The organism is Marinifilum sp. D714 (assembly GCF_030851345.1).
Lineage (GTDB): Bacteria > Bacteroidota > Bacteroidia > Bacteroidales > Marinifilaceae > Marinifilum.
The window spans coordinates 14,143-33,685 of sequence record NZ_JALPNU010000010.1 but is presented as its reverse complement, the minus strand read 5'-3'; the positions used below and the strand labels follow the sequence as shown (position 1 = coordinate 33,685).

Genomic DNA, 19,543 nt, shown 5'->3' with positions numbered 1-19,543 from the left:
TCGGTATAAAATTAGCGTTATGAGATTATTCAGTTTGCAAATTTTAATTCTTTTGTTTGCCCTCGTGTCATGTAAGGGAAAAGATGATCAGCAAAAGGAATCAAACAAGATGGTTCAATTGACAGATACAATTGATCAGGCTATTTTTAATTCAATAAGAAAGATAGCGCAAGAAAATTCTTTTTCTAATCTTGAAAGTGCCGATCGAATTCTGGAAGTAGGAAAATTGTTTTTGCTAACTCCTTATGTTGGGGGAACTCTGGAAGCAGATGGTGATGAAAAGTTGGTGGTGAATTTAAGAGAACTGGATTGTACCACTTATCTTGAAAATGTAGTTGTGCTTTCATCAATTTCAAAGCAAGATCATTTTTCTGAAAATGATTTTCTGAATAAGCTAAAAGAACTTCGTTATCGCAAAGGAGAAATTAAGGATTATACCTCCCGATTACACTACTTTTCTGATTGGATTTATGAGAATGAACAGAAAGGAATTGTGAAGAATGTTACTTCAGAAATTGGTGGAGTAAAATACATGAAAGAAATCAATTTTATGAGTAAGCATGTTGATTCGTATCCAGCACTAAAAGCAGACTCTTCATTGATTGTATCGATTCAAGATACTGAAAATGCAATCAATGGGCGAGATTTGTTCTATATCCCAGAAGATAATGTTCAGAATGTGGAGAATAAGATTTATAACGGAGATTTAATTGCCATAACTACAAAAATAAAAGGCTTGGATATTTCGCATGTAGGCATTGCGATTCATGTAAATGAGAGACTGCACTTAATGCATGCATCCAGCTTGGCAAAAGAAGTTGTGATCTCAGATATTCCATTAGCCGATATATTAAAGGAAAGCAAATTACAATCAGGAATAATGGTTGCCAGAGTACAATAAATAATAGTTTGTTCAGAGAAATGGATTTACACAGCATAGATAAGATTGAAGATCTACTGAAAGAGAAATCTTCAGTTGAAATACTAAGTGATTTTTTAAATCAACAAGTTAGAGATTGGCCGCTTGCCAATGGGAATTTTAAAGGATTGGAGAAAGTAGAGGAGAAAGAATTTGGTTTTGATGGATTTAAAATGAAAGTTCAATTTAATCCGGAAAGAATTCGTTCATCTGCTGCTAAGGTAGATAAGAAGAGTATTGAAAATCGTGCTTGTTTCTTGTGTTTGGATAAATTACCAGCAGAGCAGGGAGGAATTGCACAAGGCAAAGAGTATGTTGTTTTGGTGAATCCATTTCCAATTATTCCTCAGCATTTTACCATTCCAAAAGTTGATCATGTGGATCAATCCTTCATGGATAATTTGGAAGGAATGTTGTCTTTGGTGAAGGATATGCAAGGGTATACACTATTCTACAACGGGCCTAAATGTGGCGCTTCGGCACCAGATCACATGCATTTCCAGGGAGGAAACAAAGGGTTTATGCCAGTAGAAAAAGAGTATTTTGCATTAAAAGACAGTGCTGATTTGCTTGTGAAATCAGATGATATTGAAGTTCGAGCATTCAATCATTACTTAAGAAGAATGATTAGTGTTGAAACTGCTAATGCCGAAGAATTGATAGCTGTTGTAAGTAAATTTTACAATGCATTTGCAGCAATGCAACCGGAAGAAAAAGAACCAATGTTGAATGTGATTTGTGCTTATGTTGGTGGTAAATACATTATGCATTTGTTCCCAAGAAAATTACATCGTCCAACTCAATATTTTGCAGAAGGGGATGATCAGATATTGATTAGTCCTGCATCTGTTGATTTTGGAGGTGTATTTATTACCCCAAGAAGAGAAGACTTTGAGAAAATTAAAGCTGAGGATATAGAAGATATATTCAAACAAGTGTGTGTGGATGAAGAAGTATTCTCTGCACTTTGTAAAAAAGTAAAATCTTAATCAGAGTTAATAATCTGAGGGTCTCACTTTAAGTGAGGCTCTCAGTGAAAAAATATTGATACCCTCACTTGAAGTGAGAGCATCAAATTCTAAAATTAGACTATGAACTACACCATTCGCCAATATCAGGATTCCGATTTTGAACAAGTATTACCATTGTGTCAGAAAAGTTATCATTTGGATGTGATTCGTGAGGATTTGCTGAAGGAGAAAATCTACGAGGATCCATTTTATGAGCAAGAATTAGTTTGGATTGCATGCGATCAGGATAAAATTGTTGGATTCCTGATGGGAACCTGTCGAATGGATATTCGAGGAGTGAACTATGGCTATGTAAAAATGATGGCTGTAGATAATGCATACAGAAGAAATCGAATTGCGAGATCGATGTATGAGTTATTGGAAACAGAACTGAAACAAAGAAAAGTGGATGTAATGCGTTTGGGCGATGTGCCAATGAATTATTTTATGCCGGGCATCGATCCTAAATATACGCCAGCTCTATGTTTCGCCATTCGAATGGGATTCGATAGATTCATGGATACTTCAAACCTTTTGGTAGATCTGGATAATAGAGATTGGAATGATCCCAAAAAGATAGAAGCTTTAAAGGCGGATAAAATTGAAGTTTGTCGGGCTACACCCGAAGACAAGCAAGAGCTAATGGAATTTGTTGAAGAAGAGTGGAAGTTGTGGCAATATGAATTGGAAATGGCTTACAAAACTGAACCAATCAGTATTCATATCGCAAAACTAGATGGTAAGATTCGTGCTTTTTCGGCGCATTCTGCAAACAACAAAGGCTTGCCATGGTTTGGCCCAATGGGTACTCATCCCGATTTAAGAGGAAAAGGAATGGGAAGAGTTTTATTGTACCATTGTTTGGAGGACTTGAAAAACTTAGGGTACAAAACAGCTATAATTCCTTGGGTTGGACCAATTGATTTCTACTCGCATCATACAGGTGCTGTTGTAGAGAGAATATTTTGGAGATACGAGAAAAAATTGAACTAAAAGAGACCTAAAATCTAATAAAATGGAACCACAATTACGAGTTGGAATCATGTACGAAAAGGAGATTTCGTTTCAGTTGAACGGAACCTACGTACTAAAGCAAAATGGGAAAGAATATACAGGAAAGCAAGAAGCAAAATATATTGATGGCAAAATCTCATTCGATGGAATCATTGAGGAAGAATTGATTTTCAATCCTAAAGGGTATGATGCAAGTAACTTTGATTTGTTCGGAGTTACCATCGGAATTAAATTTCATTGGGAGCGTAAGGAAGATCAGAGATTCAAAGGAAGTTTACATTTTATTTGTGAGGATGAAAAGCTAACTGCAATCAATGTTTTATCACTTGAGGATTATTTGGTAAGTGTGATTTCTTCTGAAATGAGTGCTACAAGTAGCATAGAGTTGCTAAAAGCTCATGCGGTTATTTCTCGTTCATGGTTGATGGCTCAGGTAATTAAAGGTGAAGAATTACAGAAATCAAATACCCAATATCAGAGTATTGTAGAAGCAGAAGATTCTTTTATTCGTTGGTATGACAGAGAAGATCATGTGAATTTTGATGTTTGTGCTGACGATCATTGTCAGCGTTACCAGGGAATGACAAAGCAGTCGACTCCATTGGTGGTGGATGCCATTAATGAAACACGCGGTCTTGTATTGACCAGTGAAGGAAAAATCTGTGATGCGAGATTCTCAAAATGTTGCGGAGGTGTAGCAGAAACCTTTGAGAATGTTTGGGAGCCTGAAAACCATAAATATTTGCAAGCTGTAATCGATAATCCTCAAGCTCCGGAAGGATATGATATGGATTTGACCAAGGAGGAAGCTGCAGATAAATTTATTCGTACTTCACCAGATGCATTCTGTAATACTACCGATAAGGAAATTTTATCTCAGGTACTGAACGATTACGATCAGGAAACAATGGATTTCTATCGCTGGAAAGTTGAATATACCCAAGAGGAAATTGCTGAACTGATTGAAAGAAAAACAGGAAAAGAATTTGGTCAGATTTTGGATTTGATTCCAGGCGAACGTGGGGAATCGGGTAGATTAATCACTCTAAAAATTGTTGGTAGCAAGCGTACCTTAACTATCGGAAAAGAATTGGAAATCCGCAAAGTGCTTTCAGAATCTCACCTTTACAGTTCTGAATTTGTGGTAGACAAATTAGATGTAGTTAATGAAGTGCCTTCGAAATTTGTACTGATTGGTGCAGGTTGGGGGCATGGCGTTGGACTTTGTCAGATTGGTGCTGCGGTAATGGGTGCAAAAGGATATAAACACGATGAAATTTTGCTTCACTATTTTAGAGGAGCTGAATTAGAGAAGAGATATTAATTGCTTATTTGAGATTCTCACTCTAAGTGAGACTCTCAATAAAAAATATTGGTACCATCACTTCGAGTGAGAGCACCAAAATTAAACATCGAAAGTCCTTCTCCTATGGGCGAGGGATTTAGGGTGAGGTAAAAGAAACATATTGGTGTACTTTCTAAGAGATAGGATCAAAATTTGAATCTAGATTTCTAGATGAATGTTTCCCTTTTAGGGGAACTGTCGACAGACTAAAGGGTGAAAGTAGGATAAGATATTAAAAGCACCTCTCTCCCTGTCGGGATCTCCCCTAAAACGGGGAGAATATAAAATTGAAAGTTATTAGTCAGATTGAAAAAATATAAATAATGTCTAAAACAAAATCAAAAACTCGCTCGCCTTGGGCATGGATTCCATCCTTGTATTTTGCTGAGGGAATTCCATATGTGGTAGTGATGACCGTTGCTGTAATCATGTACAAACGATTGGGAATTTCGAATACCGATATTGCTTTGTACACATCATGGTTGTATTTGCCATGGGTAATTAAACCATTTTGGAGTCCATTGGTTGATATTCTGAAAAGCAAGCGTTGGTGGATTGTGACCATGCAATTGTTTATTGGAGCAGGATTGGCTGGAGTAGCCTTTACCGTTCCAACATCATTGTTTTTTCAATCTACACTGGCATTTTTCTGGTTGTTGGCATTTAGTTCAGCAACTCACGATATTGCTGCTGATGGTTTTTACATGTATGGAATTGATGATAATCAACAGGCTTATTTTATAGGAATCAGGAGTACTTTTTACCGATTAGCAATGATTGTTGGTCAGGGAGCTTTGGTTTATTTAGCTGGTATTTTTGAAACAACAAATTTGTTTGGAAAAGGAGAAAATATTCCAATGGCCTGGTCGATGATTTTTGTGATTTTGGCTGGTTTATTCCTGTTGTTTACATTCTACCACAAGTTTGCCTTGCCGCATCCGAAAGAAGATGAGGAAAGAGAAGTAAGCAGTTTTGCAAATGTATTCTCTGATTTTGCTGAGACATTCAAGACATTCTTTTTCAAAAAAGATATCTTACTGATTTTGGGAGTGCTATTAACCTATCGATTAGGAGAATCTCAGTTGGTTAAAATGGCTTCGCCTTTCCTATTAGATGGAAGAGAAGTTGGAGGTTTAGGTTTATCAACCAGTGATGTGGGGATTGTTTATGGAACCATTGGAGTTTTGTTCTTAACCATAGGAGGAATTCTTGGTGGATACGCAGCTTCGAGAAAAGGCTTGAAATATTGGTTGTGGCCAATGGTAATTGCCATTAATCTTCCAAATTTAGTATATGTGTACCTATCATATGCATTGCCTGAATCATTTGTTTTGGTTTGTGCATCGGTAGCAGTTGAGCAATTTGGTTATGGTTTTGGATTCACGGCTTACATGTTGTACCAAATTTATGTGTCGGAAGGAAAACACAAAACAGCTCACTTTGCATTTTGTACCGGCTTAATGGCCTTGGGAATGATGGTGCCAGGTATGGTTTCTGGATGGATTCAGGAAATGATCGGATATCAGCATTTCTTTATTTGGGTAATCCTTTGTACCATCCCAAGTTTTATAATGGTGAAACTGATTAAGGTTGATCCTCAATACGGAATCAAAAAGAAGTAATTACTTGCAAAAATAGTTTGTGCAAATATGAATTGCCATGGAGTTTAACCCATGGCATACAATAGTAATCATGAAAATCGCATTTCTAGGAGATAGTCTAACATACGCAGGAAGATGGGATGATTTCTTTCCCAATCATGAAGTCTACAATCATGGTGTTCCGGGAGAAAAATCGAATGATATTCTGATGCGATTGCCCGCAGTGTTGGATCAAAAAAACGATCAGATATTTTTAATGATGGGCGTTAACGATTTGGGGGATGGTATCGAATCAAATGCAATTGTTGAGAACTTTTCGAAGCTGATTCTAAAAGTAAAGAATGAAACCAGAAGCAATTTGGTTATACAGTCTTTATTGCCGGTTAATTTTGAAATGTTTCCTAGTAACGTGTTTGATTCTGTAAAAATAAGAGATATTAACAGCTTGTTGAAAAGTCTGTGCAAGGAGGAAAATATCACTTTTGTGAATTTGTATCCATCTTTCTCTACCTACTCCAATGAACTGATGAAAGAATATACCTATGACGGGCTTCATTTAAATGATGCAGGATACCGGGTTTGGAAAAACTGCTTGCAATCTGAAGATTTAATTTAATATTATGGGAAAATCGCAAAGATTAATGGCTTTGGATGCCTTTCGGGGATTAACCATTGCTGCAATGATTACGGTAAACACTCCGGGTAGTTGGAGTCACGTGTATGCGCCACTCTTGCACTCTAAGTGGCATGGTTGCACACCAACAGATTTGGTATTTCCTTTTTTTCTGTTCACAGTAGGTGTGGCAATGTTCTTTGCTTTCGAAAAATTTAATCATGAACTAAATGCCGATGCTGGGAAAAAGATTCTGAAAAGAACAGTAATCATTTTTGGAATCGGATTGTTACTAAATGCATTCCCTTTTTATCATTTAAAATTGGAGAATCTAAGAATAATGGGAGTTCTACAACGCATTGCACTTGCCTACGGATTGGGTAGTCTGTTATGTCTTGCTTTGAATAAAACCAGATTGCTAATTGTTTCTGGTGCCATACTTTTTGCCTATTGGGGATTGGTTTATTTCCTTGGTGGTGATCAACCATATAGTTTGGAAGGAAATCCAACAATGGCTTTCGATACTGCAATTTTAGGAGAAAGTCATCTGTATAAAGGTTTTGGCCTTCCTTTTGACCCGGAAGGATTGTTTAGCACACTACCTGCGATTGTGACCGTTGTATTAGGATATCTTACTGGTAGTTTGATTTCTTCTTCAGAAAGAAAAATGATTGTTCCTAGATTGCTAATCTTTGGTGTATTGGGTGTTATAGCAGGTTTGATTTGGAATATTGGATTTCCGATTAACAAACCAATTTGGTCAAGTTCTTATGTGCTGTATACCGCAGGATTGGCTCAATTGGTAATGGCCGTAATGATTTTCTTTATCGATATGCTGGATTATAAAAAATGGGCTCACCCATTTTTGGTTTTCGGAATGAATCCTCTTTTCATTTTTGTATTATCTGTAGTTTGGGTAAAAGTGATTATTTATTTGGTTCATTTTTCCGATTCTTCCGGAAAATTGATAACGGGATATGCATGGTTGTATCAAAATGCATTTGCTTCCTGGGCTGGACCATTAAATGGATCTTTGTTTTTTGCCCTTTCTCACATCATAGTATACTGGTTGATTGTGTTGTACCTGTATCGAAAACGCATTTTTATTAAGATATAAAAAGAAAGCTTCGGAATTCCGAAGCTTTCTTTTTTGCTTATAGTTAGTGAGAAGTTCGTTTAAAGCTTAATGTTGAAATGAGCCAAAGTAAGAAATCGTATCTGCAAACTGTATGCAAAAGCCAAAGTAAATTTTCCTCTTATTAAAATGTACCTTCCGCAAAAAGTTGCGGAAGGCTACGCAATTTTTTGCACAACGGTGCGCAAGTTTTTGCGGAAGCGTAAAAAAATGGTCGCTAAAAAGCGACCATATACATGTATTAGTATAACCAATATTTTTTCGATTTTTCTTTAAAATCTTCTGCAGGAATATTCCAAAGATCTTCAATGTCTTTAACCAAGAACTTCTTCGAGAACTCATCTCTGATTTTCTTGTCTCCGCAAACTTTATCAAACATGTTTAGGCGAGCTTCATCGCACATTTCAAACACATTTTTGTCTGGATTTAATTTGTGTAGTTCTTGCAGAACGTAGAATTGAATTAAAGAAAGTGGTGCTTTTGTCACATCGGTAAAATGTAACTGTACGCCATGAATCATTTCTCCCTTGCTAACTGAATAGTATGGTTTGTAATGTACCGGACGGAATATTACTCCAGGTAGAGATAGTTCATTTAAATTAGATGCTAATTTGTCGGCATTGATCCATTCTGCAGCGAATAGTTCAAAAGGTTGTGTGTATCCAACTCCAATTGATACTGTATAAAGTTCTCCTAAAATTCCTGAAATTGCATAGTAAATTGCAGTATTGGAATTTGGGATGTGAGGTGATGTTGGGACCCATGGCAGACCTGTTTCAGCAAAAATCATATCTCGTTTCCAGCCATCCATTTTTACAACAGTTAGCTTACATTTTTTGCCATCCTTCAATAAGCCTTCTTCGTTTAAATAATTGGCAAGCTCGCCACAGGTTAATCCATATACATATGGAACAGGAAACTGACTTACAAAAGAAATATAGTCAGGTTCAACCAGGCCGCCTTCAACTTTTAAACCGCCAATTGGGTTAGGACGATCTAAAACAATTAATTCAATATCATTTTCCTGACAAGCTTCCATTGCCAATCCCATTGTACTGATATAAGTGTACGATCTTACTCCAATGTCCTGGATATCGTAAACCAAGGCATCCAATCCTTTTAGCATTTCAGCATTTGGCTTTTTATTTTTGCCATAAAGAGAATATACGGTTAGACCGGTCTTTTCATCGGTATATGTTCCAACTTTGGCACCTGCAGCATGATCTCCTCTAATTCCATGTTCAGGACTGTACAAAGCTTTCACTTCAACATTTGTAGCTTCATGTAGCAAATCGATGGTTGAAACAATATTTTTATTCACTCCAGTGGGATTTGTGATAATACCGATCCTTTTTCCAGATAAAATTTTAAAATTTGATTTTTGTAGTACATCTATTCCAGTTTCTACAGTTTGGGCATTAGATTGTAACTGGAAAAGCCCTAAGGTGAGCATGAATAATACAATTCTACTTGTTAGTGTAGTTGTTGTGCGCATCTTTTTGTTGTTCAGTTTCATAGTATCGATAACGGTTTTAACAATTTAGAATGTTGTTTTTTACATTTTTTCATTGCAAAACTAATAAAATTTCTATTTTTGTAACATGTATGACATATTAATGGAATGCTAGAATGACAAAAACCATAACCCACTATTTAATTATTGTCATCATGTTCCTTTGTTTCTCTTGTGAATCAAAGGATCAGCAAAATGGCAAGTTAAGTCTTTTAATTGAAAGAGGTGACTTTAGTGTTGTATCTAACATGATCAATGATAAGTTAGAAGACAAATTTCTCACCGAAACACAAAGAAGAGAATTTTTGTATCAGTTGGATATGATGCGTAGGATAGAAAGAGAGTTCTCTTTAACCGAGGCAGATGTGATTGATCGCTTGAGTGAATATTTTGGGGATTCAACGACTCTTTATATGCCCAAATGGGAAGCAGATAAATCTTTAGAGTTTAGGCTAATTAATGGTCAGAAGAAGTATTTTAAGAATGGTGTTTCAAATCTTTTTAGAGTAAACGAGTTTGCCAAAGCCAGAAAAGAAAAGCTAAAAGGGAAGAGTGTTGATCCTTTGATTGCTTATTGTCTGGATCATACCACTGAATTGGTAAGAAAAACAAGCGGAGTAGGAGAATTGATTCATCCCGTTAATAACGTATTTGATTACACCATAAAGTTAAAAGCTGATGCTGTGCCTGCGGGTGAAATCGTTCGTTGTTGGATGCCATATCCTAAAGAAAATCATGCAAGACAGCAAAATGTAGAATTCATTTCGATTAATTCAGAGAATTATATTATAGCGCCAGATTCTCTGGCACAAAGAAGCATTTACTGTGAAAAAATTACAGAAGCTGGTAAAGAAACCATATTCAATGTAAAGTTTAAAACTACATCTTTTGCACAGGTATTCTTTCCTGAAAAAATGAAATTGAAAGAGTACGATAAATCTTCTCAAATCTATATTGAGAATACAAAGGAAAGAGCTCCTCAAATCGTATTTACAGATAAGATAAAGAAACTGGCAGATGAGATTTGTGGAGATGAAGCAGATCCATTAAAGCAGGTAGATTTGCTGTACAACTGGATCGATATCAATATTCCTTGGGCGAGTGCATTGGAATATAGTGTTATGCCTCAAATTCCAACCTATGTTTTGGATAACATGCATGGAGACTGCGGGATGCAAACCTTACTGTTTATGAGTATGGCTCGCTATCGTGGAATTCCTGTCAAGTGGCAATCGGGCTATATGCTGCATCCTGGATTGGTGAATCTTCATGATTGGTGCGAGGTGTACTACGAAGGAATTGGTTGGGTCCCGCTTGATCAATCATTCGAGATGCAAAAAAGTGAAGACTATTTTGTGCGCCATTTCTACAAAACAGGAATCGATGCCTATCGATTGATTGTAAATGATGATTTCTCAAGAGACTTTTACCCAAAGAAAAACTGGCCTAGAAGTGAACCTATCGATTTTCAGAGAGGAGAATTGGAATGGAATGGAGGTAACCTGTATTTCAGCGACTGGTCTTACAAAATGAAAGTTAGCTATGAATAGTATGAAGAAAGTTATAACAATAGCATTACTTGTTTCTATAAGTTTGGGAGTATTTGCCAAGAAGAAATCTCCCACAAGAGAAATGAGAGCGGTATGGATTGCCACAGTAGATAATATTGATTGGCCATCGAAACCTGGATTAAGTGTAGAAGAACAGAAAAAGGAATTGATTGCTCATTTGGATCAACACAAGAAAAATGGGATGAATACGGTAATATTCCAGGTTCGACCAGCGACTGATGCTTTTTACAATTCACCATACGAACCATGGTCGCAGTGGCTAACAGGTGAACAAGGCAAGGCTCCGGAACCAACTTATGATCCATTACAATTTGCCATTGAGGAATGTCACAAAAGAGCCATGGAAATACATGCTTGGATGAATCCATACAGAGCCGTATTTCTTTACAAGGATGCCAAAACAGATCCAAACCACATTACCAATACTCGACCAGAATTGTTTCTGACTTATGGAAAGCACAAATATTTTAACCCTGGATTGCCAGAAACCAGAGATTACGTATCGAAAATTGTAGGTGACGTGGTTCGTAGGTATGATGTGGATGCCATTCATTTCGACGATTATTTCTACCCATACAAAATAAAAGATGAGGCTTTTCCGGATTCAGAAAGTTTTACAAAGCATGGTGGGAAATTTTATCCAGATCAAATTGATGATTGGAGAAGAGAGAATGTAAATCTCGTAATCAAACAAATAAACGATACTATTAAATCAATAAAGCATTGGATGCCTTTTGGTATTTCTCCATTTGGAGTTTGGCGAAACAAAAGTGTTGACAAATCTGGATCAAGAACTCAAGCTGGTCAAACCAACTACGACGATTTGTATGCTGATGTGTTGTTGTGGTTAAAGAATGATTGGATTGATTATGTAGCTCCACAAATCTATTGGCACATTGGTAAAAAAGTTGCGAACTATAGAGTGATTGCCAAATGGTGGAATAAAAATTCATATGGAAAGCCATGCTATATAGGTCAAGGAGCATATAGGTTAAATCCTGAATCAAGTATTAAATCATGGCACAGTGCTGATGAAATTGTTCGCCAGATAAAATTGAACCGAAAACTTAAAAATGTTGATGGAAGCATGTTTTTCTCCGCAAAAAACTTTGTAGAAAACAAATTGGGGATAAATGAAGCATTAACAAATGAGGTATATAATTCTCCTGCATTACATCTGCAAAATACTTTATATCATGGAGAAATTCCACAAAGTCCTACGTTAAGATTAGAAGGAAAAATGTTGAAGTGGACAAAATCTGAAAATGCACAATACTATGTGGTCTATCAGAAATTAGGAAAATCAGAAAAAGTATTTTGTATTACAAGTTTAACTGAGATGAGATTGCAAGGAGGCCAGGCTATTGGTGAATACTGTGTTTGTGCTGTAAATAAAGGACATTGTGAAAGTGAAAAAAGCAACGTAATCGTAAATAATTAGCAGGTGATATTCATCGATTTTCGTAAAAGATGTTCACTTGTATTACAAATATGTGTTTTTAAACATGTGTGTGTTATCCAATAAATTAACTGATCATTTTTAAATTTGGAATCATGTAATATGTAATACCAATTGATTGAAATTAAGACATGAAATATACTTATTATATACTGATGATTATGATATTGTTTGCTTGTGGTAGTAAGGATGATACTATTCAAAAAGCGAGTAAGTTATCACAGGAAATTGGTAAACGTTTTGCGCCAGATGGTAGAGAAGCAATTTATACTACAAGTTTTTCTATGAGTAGCAATGGTAGTCTGGTGGTTAGTGGAGAAACATCTTTGCCGAAAGCTAAGTTAGCGTTGTTTTCATCTTTGGAAGAATTAAATGTTCATTTGGTCGATAGCTTGGTTATGCTTCCAGAGGATAAAATGGGAAATAAGATTTGGGGATTGATAAATTTAAGTGTTGTAAATCTTAGGTCTCAACCAAAGCATTCGGCAGAGCTTGTTTCGCAAGCTATAATGGGAACTCCTGTTAAGATTTTAAGTAAAAAGAATTCTTGGTACCAAATTCAGACACCTGATAAATATATAGCTTGGGTAGATGAAGCTGCATTGAACCTACGAACCAAGGAAGAAATGACGGATTGGAGAAATGCTAGAAGAGTGATTTTTCAGCCACATTTTCAAGTAGCTAAAGATGAACAAGGCAAGGAAACAATAACAGATATTGTGGCAGGATCAATATTGGAAGTTCAGAAAGAAAATTCAAAGCATTTGCTGTTAAACCTACCGGATAAAAGAGAGATCAGATTAAATAAGACAGATTGTATCGATTTTGACTTATGGAAATCAAAAGAAATCAAAGAGCCGTCAATACTTACTCAATTAGCCAAAGAATTTATGGGGAGACCCTACTTGTGGGGAGGAACTTCCTCTAAGGGTGTTGATTGTAGTGGTTTTGTTAAGTCTGTGTATTTCATGAATGGAATAATACTGGCTCGAGATGCTTCATTGCAGTTTCTTCATGGAGACACCATATCTCCTGAAAAAGGGTTTGAATATTTAGAAGAAGGAGATTTGGTGTTTTTTGGCAGACAGGCAACTGAAAATAAAGCACAAAAAGTCACTCATGTGGGAATGTATATAAAGGATGGAGAGTTTATTCACTCCTCGGGTAGAGTGAAAATAAACAGTTTTGATCCCAAAGCAGAGAATTATAGCAATTACAGGACAGTTACATGGCTAGGTGGCCGTAGAGTTCTAAATAGATTAGGGAAAGAAGGAATTGTAAGAGTTTCAGAACATCCTTGGTATTAAGATTGAAAAAGCAATGAAATTAGATAGAAGAAAATTTATAGGAAGTGGTGGATTACTTGCAGGAGGAGCATGTTTGCTTCCTTTGTTTAGTGCATGTAATAGTGGAAAAGAAGGAGGGGAATCCAGTTATACAGGTTCTGGTTTAAAGTTGAGTTTCGAGCCATTCGACTTACAATTAAAGCATGTTTTTACCATAGCATCATTTTCCAGAACTACAACACCAGTAATGTTGGTAAAGATTGAGTGGGAGGGATTTGTAGGATGTGGAGAAGCTTCAATGCCTCCCTATTTGGGTGAATCTCATGAAACGGCAACAAAGTTTTTAAGTAGTCTGAAACTAGATCAATTTACCGATCCATTTCGTTTGAACGAGATTTTAGCTTACGTAGATGGTGTTGCAAAAGGAAATTGTGCAGCAAAAGCATCGGTTGACATTGCTTTACATGATTTGATTGGAAAGATTGTAGACAAGCCTTGGTTTCAAATATGGGGATACAATCAGGAAGATACACCAGTAACAACTTTTACTATCGGGATTGATAAACCGGAAATGGTAACAGAGAAGGTTAAGGAAGCAGCTCCGTATAAAATGCTTAAGGTAAAAATTGGTCGCGGAACAGATGAGGAAATGATCAATACCATCAGAAAAGTTACTGACATTCCTTTGTGTGTAGATGTAAATCAAGGATGGAAGGACAAGCACGAAGCTTTGGATAAGATTCATTGGTTGAAAGAGCAAGGAGTTGTTTTTGTTGAACAGCCAATGGATAAGTATGATTTGGATACTATGGCTTGGTTAACACAGCACAGTCCGCTTCCAACAATTGCCGATGAAGGCGTTCAACGCTTGGTTGATGTTCCAAAATTAAAAGGAGCCTATTCGGGAATTAATATCAAGTTAATGAAGTGTACTGGCTTACGTGAAGCGCATAAGATGCTGAATGTTGCTAGAGCTTTGGATATGAAGGTGATGATTGGTTGTATGACAGAGACTTCATGTGGAGTTAGTGCTGCAGCTCAACTTTCACCTATGGTAGACTGGGCTGATTTGGATGGGAATCTTTTGATTTCTAATGATCCATATGAAGGAGTAATTGTACAGAATGGAAAGGTGATACTTCCTAATCGTTCTGGAATAGGAATAATTTAAATGTAATTAAGATAATTTTGCTAATCTAAATTTAACACTATGAGAAAAATTGCATGCTTAGCGTTAATTATGCTTCTTGGCTGGCAGGTATCCTTTGCACAGGATGTGTTGGTTAAAGGTATAGTTACCGGTGCAGAAGATGGGTATACAATCCCAGGTGTTTCGGTTGTAGAAAAAGGTACAACCAATGGAACAACAACTGATTTTGATGGAAAGTATGAATTGACAGTTAATGACAATGCTGTTTTAGTATTTTCGTATATCGGAATGAAAACGTTTGAGGTAGCTGTTGGGACTCAAGCAGAAATTAATGTAGCACTAGAAACTGATAATTTTGCAATGGACGAAGTTGTAGTTGTTGGTTATGGTGTTCAGAAAAAGAGTGACATTACAGGTTCTGTTGCGAGTGTAAATGCAAAAGCATTGGAAGATCAACCAGTGTCAAATGCAGCAGCCCTTTTACAGGGTAGAGCAGCGGGTGTAATGGTAACTCAAACATCAGGAGCTCCAGGAGCAGGCTTATCGGTTAGAGTAAGAGGTACTGGTACCGTGAATAACTCATCTCCATTATATGTTGTAGATGGAATTTTACTGGATGATATTTCACACTTGAATCCAAGTGACTTTAAGAGTCTTGAAGTATTAAAAGATGCATCTGCAACAGCAATTTATGGTTCGAGAGGTGCGAATGGTGTTGTATTGATTACAACAAAAACTGGTAACACTGAAGATGTTAAAGTACAAGTAGAATTGATGTCTGGTATTCAAAAGGCTTGGACAGAACCAGACTTAATGAATTCTAAAGATTGGTTGGAAACTTATAATACAGCACAAACAAATGCTGCTAATTTTACAGGTTCAACAGCTTATCATCCTCTAGAATTAAAATCACCATCTGATGATGTAAATAGAACCACAGATTGGTTTGATGAAGTTACTCGTGTGGGAAAAATCTATAAAGCGAATGCAACCATTTCTAAAGGTGATGCTGAAAACAATAATTTGTTTAGTGCTGGATATTTTCAGAATGAAGGGATTGTTTTAAATTCTAAATACGAAAGAATTAATGCACGCTTGAATAACAACTATACTTTAAGTCCTAAATGGAAGGCTGGAGTTAATGTTTCGCTTTCACACACGACCAATCACCAGGTTACTGGTAATGCAATAAATGGGATTCTTACTTTAGCTCAAAGAAATGATCCTTTAACTCCAGTCTTTCAGGAATCAGGAGAATATGCATCAACACCTTATTCTGATTTAGGAAATCCTGTTGCTCAATTAAATAGAGATGTTAGAGAAAGAAAAGCATTGTTAATCCTTGCTAATTCATATTTGCAATTCGAGCCGATAAAAAATTTATTCATTAAATCAGCAGTAAGTTTAAATGTTTCAAGATCGAAGAGTAAAACTTATTTGCCTGCATTTGACTACGGGCAGGAAATTAATGCAGTAAATAAGATTTCAAGAGGAACATCTGATTTTAATGGTTACCTAACTGAAAATACCATTACTTATACATTTGATGTAGATGACCACAGCTTTAATGTACTGGGAGGTTTTACAGCAGAAAAAAATGAATCAGATTATATTAGTGTATCCAGGAATAATATTCCTAATGACAACGAAGAGTTACAATATATAAATGCTTCTACAGACATTGAAAGTACAGGGGCATGGAACTCTGGACAAGAAACAACAATGTACTCGTATCTTGCTCGTGTAAATTACGATTATGCTGATAAATACTATTTAACAGCTTCGTTTAGACGAGATGGATCTTCTGTATTTGGTCCAGATAAGCGCTTCGGGAATTTCCCATCTATGTCTTTGGGTTGGAAATTAAGAAGTGAGAAATTTATGGATTTTATTCCTGAAGATTTAGTGAATAGAATAAAAGTTCGTGCAGGATGGGGACGCGTAGGTAATGCTAAAATTGATCCTTATTCATTTGCTTCAACTGTTCAAACTGGTGATTCAAGAGTTGAGTATAGTTATGTATTTGGAGGAAAGGATTATTTAACAGGAAAAGAATATGCAGGAGCAGCTCCTGTAAAAATGGCAAATTCTAAGGTTCAGTGGGAAACGGTAGAATCAACCAACTTCGGTCTTGATCTTGCCTTTTTGAATGATAAGATTACTTTCTCAGCAGATTACTTTAAGAAAGAAACCAAGGATATGTTGGTTAGAGTGCCAATTCCGGAATATGCAGGTTACGATGGAAGTCCTTATGTAAATGCGGGTACTGTTGAAAACAAAGGTTTCGAGTTAAATCTTGGTTATCATGGAAAAATAGGTAGTGATCTTAAGTTTACGGTTAATGTAAATGCTTCACATGTTGAGAATGAAGTTACAAGTTTAGGAGGAGGAGCTCCTATTTGGTCTGGTAGTGTAAGTTTGGTTGGTAATACAACAAGAACTGCAGAGGGATATCCAATTGGTGCATTCTTTGGATATGAAGTAGATGGCGTATTCCAATCAGATGCGGAAGTTGCTTCAAGTGCTCAGTCTTCAGAGCCAATTGGTGCTGGTGATTTTAGATTTAAAGATCAATGGACAGATAAAGATAATGATGGTGTTCTTGAAGCTCCTGATGGTGTAATTAATGGCGATGACCGTGTTCAAATTGGTGATCCAAATCCAGATTTATTTTATGGTGTAAATATCGATGTAAACTATAAAAATTGGGATTTGAGCATGTTCTTCCAAGGAGTTACAGGTAATGAGATCTTTAATGGATTTAAATATTATAACTATGCTGATATAAAAAGATTTGCATTGGCAGAAGATTATAAAAACCATTGGACTCCTCAGAATGGTTCAAACACAATGTTTGGATTAAATGCTTCAACTGTTGAAAGAAACCTAAGAGCTTCAGATTTTTACATTGAGGATGGATCTTATTTGAGACTAAAAAATATCCAAGTAGGTTATACATTTAGAGATGTAACTCCATGGTTGGAAAATGTAAGAGTATATTTCTCAGGACAGAATGTATTTACCATTACCGATTATTCTGGTTTAGATCCTGAAATTGGAGGTGGAACTCTTAGTCAAGGAATTGATTATGGTACTTATCCACAAGCAAGGATTTTCTCAATTGGTGCAAATCTAACTTTCTAATTATTGATGAAAATGAAAAATTTAAGAAATATATTAATAGCAGGATTAGTCATCTTTTCAATGACAGCCTGTGATGAAGAGTTTCTTGATACCGTAAAAATCGGGGAACAAACAGAGGGAAGCTTTTATTCTAACGATGCAGAATTAATTAAAGCTGCTAATGCGTGCTATGCTCCTTTATGGGAATACCATTACAATTGGGGACGTACGACCTTTGGTAATTCAACAACAGATGATGCTGTTGATAGAGAAGATCTGAAGATGAGAGAATATACCTATGATGCAACAGCCTTTTTGTTCACATATAATTACAGATATAATTATCGTGGAATATTGATAGCAAATAAACTTTTAGCTAATGTTGAAGGTAAAGATATTGCTGGTGTTGAGGATAAGGAGTTGCAAAAAAGAGTGGTAGCAGAAGCAAAATTTATGAGAGCTTATTACTATTACGATTTGGTTAAAAATTTTGGAGGTGTACCCCTTGTTACTACTCCGTTATTAGGAGATGAATTAAATAAAACAAGATCTTCAGCTAAAGAAATCTATAATCAAATAGAAATAGACTTAAAAGATGCAGCCGAAGTATTACCATTGAAGTCTACATATTTTGAATCAAATGATTTGGGGAGGGCGACTAAAGGTGCTGCACTTGCAATGTTGGTAAAAGTATGTGTTTCTCAGGCAAGCTCTGGATATTCTACTCAGGATTTTTACAATGAAGAGAAATGGGCAGAAGCTAAATCATATGCTGAAAAGTTGTTTTCTTTGGGCGAATATGATTTGTTTACCGGTAATTACCACGATTTGTTTACTGAAGCAGAAGAGAATAATGAAGAGTCAATCTTTGAAGTGCAATTTTACGATTCTCCAAAAGATGATGGTGCCTTTACAAATAATGGGAATTTTACCACGTTCTTAAATATGCCATGGTTAGGTGGAGCAGATCCTTATGGTCGTTATCAAGCAACTTATGATTTATATCTTGCTTTTGAAGATGGAGATCCAAGACGTGATGCTTCCTTGATTAACTCATTACAATTTGCTGATCAGTGGATATTGGATGGAGAAACACCCGGTGTTGTATCGGAAGATCTTACAGGTTTTAGTAACTATAAGCATTATTTGTCTAAAGAAGCTTATAAAGCTCTTGGTAACTTTAGAAATTCACCTATCAATGAAAGAATTATTCGTTTGTCGGATGTTTATTTGTTATATGCTGAAGCATGTTACCATACGAATGCTGAAGGTGATGCCAGAACTTACTTGAATAAGGTGAGAGAAAGAGCAAGACAAGGCAATGAGACTATTTTACCGGATATTACTGCATCAGGAGCTGATTTATTAAATGCAATTTATCGTGAAAGACGTGTTGAGTTATGTGGTGAAGGTCACAGATTCCACGATTTGGTTAGAACTGGACGTATAGAACAAGAGTTGAAAATTGATGGTTATAAAGTGAAAGCTTCATTAACTCGTAATGGAGATGGAACATATACAGTTTCCGATTCGGGAAATCCTGTTTATAAAGCAACAAATTTAACTTTACCAAAACATTTATACTTCCCTCTTCCTCAAAGTGAGGTTGATAATAGTGGAGGATTAATAGAGCAAAACCCTGGATACTAAGCCAGGTACATTGTAGTAGTAGTGAAACAGGAGTTCGAAAGGGCTCCTGTTTTTTTGTATAACTAGCTCTGAATATTTTTTACTAACTTCATGCAAATTCATTGTTTGTTCGATAACGGGCAGCTTGTGTTTTACTTTCGAACATTATTAGTGT

The 19,543-nt window shown here is 36.1% G+C and carries 14 protein-coding genes; 13 read left to right on the top strand and 1 reads right to left on the bottom strand.

Annotated elements, in window-relative coordinates:
* Positions 1–19 precede the first annotated feature (19 nt).
* The 7 genes from M0051_RS11065 to M0051_RS11035 all read left to right on the top strand — a co-directional run bounded on the left by M0051_RS11065 (position 20) and on the right by M0051_RS11035 (position 7,619).
* Positions 20–901: an N-acetylmuramoyl-L-alanine amidase-like domain-containing protein gene (locus M0051_RS11065; RefSeq protein ID WP_306741599.1), complete on the top strand. Its 882-nt coding sequence runs from the start codon at positions 20–22 to the stop codon at positions 899–901.
* Positions 902–921: 20 nt separating this feature from the next.
* Positions 922–1,908 carry a DUF4922 domain-containing protein gene (locus M0051_RS11060; RefSeq protein ID WP_306741598.1) on the top strand — a complete coding sequence of 329 codons (987 nt, stop codon included), beginning with the start codon at positions 922–924 and terminating at the stop codon, positions 1,906–1,908.
* Between the two features lie 102 nt (positions 1,909–2,010).
* Positions 2,011–2,922 carry a GNAT family N-acetyltransferase gene (locus M0051_RS11055; RefSeq protein WP_306741597.1) on the top strand — a complete coding sequence of 304 codons (912 nt, stop codon included), beginning with the start codon at positions 2,011–2,013 and terminating at the stop codon, positions 2,920–2,922.
* 22 nt (positions 2,923–2,944) lie between these two features.
* Entirely contained in the window at positions 2,945–4,267 is a 1,323-nt protein-coding gene (locus tag M0051_RS11050; protein WP_306741596.1) for a SpoIID/LytB domain-containing protein, read from the top strand.
* 344 nt (positions 4,268–4,611) lie between these two features.
* Positions 4,612–5,910, top strand: coding sequence for an AmpG family muropeptide MFS transporter (locus tag M0051_RS11045; RefSeq protein WP_306741595.1), 1,299 nt, complete (start codon positions 4,612–4,614; stop codon positions 5,908–5,910).
* Positions 5,911–5,947: 37 nt separating this feature from the next.
* Entirely contained in the window at positions 5,948–6,505 is a 558-nt protein-coding gene (locus M0051_RS11040) for a GDSL-type esterase/lipase family protein (protein WP_306741594.1), read from the top strand.
* Positions 6,506–6,509: 4 nt separating this feature from the next.
* Positions 6,510–7,619 carry an acyltransferase family protein gene (locus M0051_RS11035; protein WP_306741593.1) on the top strand — a complete coding sequence of 370 codons (1,110 nt, stop codon included), beginning with the start codon at positions 6,510–6,512 and terminating at the stop codon, positions 7,617–7,619.
* A 259-nt stretch (positions 7,620–7,878) separates the two neighbouring features.
* On the opposite strand, the gene M0051_RS11030 is transcribed toward M0051_RS11035, so the two are convergent.
* Positions 7,879–9,153 carry a DUF1343 domain-containing protein gene (locus tag M0051_RS11030; RefSeq protein ID WP_306741592.1) on the bottom strand — a complete coding sequence of 425 codons (1,275 nt, stop codon included), beginning with the start codon at positions 9,151–9,153 and terminating at the stop codon, positions 7,879–7,881.
* A 113-nt stretch (positions 9,154–9,266) separates the two neighbouring features.
* Between M0051_RS11030 and M0051_RS11025 the strand changes: the two genes are divergently transcribed.
* The 6 genes from M0051_RS11025 (at position 9,267) to M0051_RS11000 (ending at position 19,389) form a co-directional block, all read left to right on the top strand.
* A complete protein-coding gene (locus M0051_RS11025) occupies positions 9,267–10,700 on the top strand; it encodes a transglutaminase family protein (RefSeq protein ID WP_306741591.1) in 1,434 nt (477 codons plus the stop codon).
* 1 nt (position 10,701) lies between these two features.
* Positions 10,702–12,162 (top strand): glycoside hydrolase family 10 protein, encoded by a 1,461-nt coding sequence (locus M0051_RS11020; RefSeq protein WP_306741590.1) that lies wholly within the window; start codon positions 10,702–10,704, stop codon positions 12,160–12,162.
* Positions 12,163–12,335: 173 nt separating this feature from the next.
* Positions 12,336–13,487, top strand: coding sequence for a C40 family peptidase (locus tag M0051_RS11015; RefSeq protein WP_306741589.1), 1,152 nt, complete (start codon positions 12,336–12,338; stop codon positions 13,485–13,487).
* A 13-nt stretch (positions 13,488–13,500) separates the two neighbouring features.
* Positions 13,501–14,637 (top strand): dipeptide epimerase, encoded by a 1,137-nt coding sequence (locus M0051_RS11010; protein ID WP_306741588.1) that lies wholly within the window; start codon positions 13,501–13,503, stop codon positions 14,635–14,637.
* Between the two features lie 39 nt (positions 14,638–14,676).
* Entirely contained in the window at positions 14,677–17,760 is a 3,084-nt protein-coding gene (locus M0051_RS11005) for a TonB-dependent receptor (protein ID WP_306741587.1), read from the top strand.
* A gap of 12 nt (positions 17,761–17,772) precedes the next feature.
* Positions 17,773–19,389, top strand: coding sequence for a RagB/SusD family nutrient uptake outer membrane protein (locus tag M0051_RS11000; RefSeq protein ID WP_306741586.1), 1,617 nt, complete (start codon positions 17,773–17,775; stop codon positions 19,387–19,389).
* Positions 19,390–19,543 lie beyond the last annotated feature (154 nt).

Excerpts from the sequence above, each read along its gene's own strand:
- M0051_RS11065 (WP_306741599.1), top strand. The coding sequence starts at position 20 with ATGAGATTATTCAGTTTGCAAATTTTAATTCTTTTGTTTGCCCTCGTG.
- M0051_RS11005 (WP_306741587.1), top strand. The coding sequence starts at position 14,677 with ATGAGAAAAATTGCATGCTTAGCGTTAATTATGCTTCTTGGCTGGCAG.
- M0051_RS11055 (WP_306741597.1), top strand. The coding sequence starts at position 2,011 with ATGAACTACACCATTCGCCAATATCAGGATTCCGATTTTGAACAAGTA.
- M0051_RS11020 (WP_306741590.1), top strand. The coding sequence starts at position 10,702 with ATGAAGAAAGTTATAACAATAGCATTACTTGTTTCTATAAGTTTGGGA.
- M0051_RS11000 (WP_306741586.1), top strand. The coding sequence starts at position 17,773 with ATGAAAAATTTAAGAAATATATTAATAGCAGGATTAGTCATCTTTTCA.
- M0051_RS11035 (WP_306741593.1), top strand. The coding sequence starts at position 6,510 with ATGGGAAAATCGCAAAGATTAATGGCTTTGGATGCCTTTCGGGGATTA.
- M0051_RS11050 (WP_306741596.1), top strand. The coding sequence starts at position 2,945 with ATGGAACCACAATTACGAGTTGGAATCATGTACGAAAAGGAGATTTCG.
- M0051_RS11060 (WP_306741598.1), top strand. The coding sequence starts at position 922 with ATGGATTTACACAGCATAGATAAGATTGAAGATCTACTGAAAGAGAAA.
- M0051_RS11015 (WP_306741589.1), top strand. The coding sequence starts at position 12,336 with ATGATTATGATATTGTTTGCTTGTGGTAGTAAGGATGATACTATTCAA.
- M0051_RS11010 (WP_306741588.1), top strand. The coding sequence starts at position 13,501 with ATGAAATTAGATAGAAGAAAATTTATAGGAAGTGGTGGATTACTTGCA.
- M0051_RS11040 (WP_306741594.1), top strand. The coding sequence starts at position 5,948 with ATGGAGTTTAACCCATGGCATACAATAGTAATCATGAAAATCGCATTT.
- M0051_RS11045 (WP_306741595.1), top strand. The coding sequence starts at position 4,612 with ATGTCTAAAACAAAATCAAAAACTCGCTCGCCTTGGGCATGGATTCCA.
- M0051_RS11025 (WP_306741591.1), top strand. The coding sequence starts at position 9,267 with ATGACAAAAACCATAACCCACTATTTAATTATTGTCATCATGTTCCTT.
- M0051_RS11030 (WP_306741592.1), bottom strand. The coding sequence starts at position 9,153 with ATGAAACTGAACAACAAAAAGATGCGCACAACAACTACACTAACAAGT.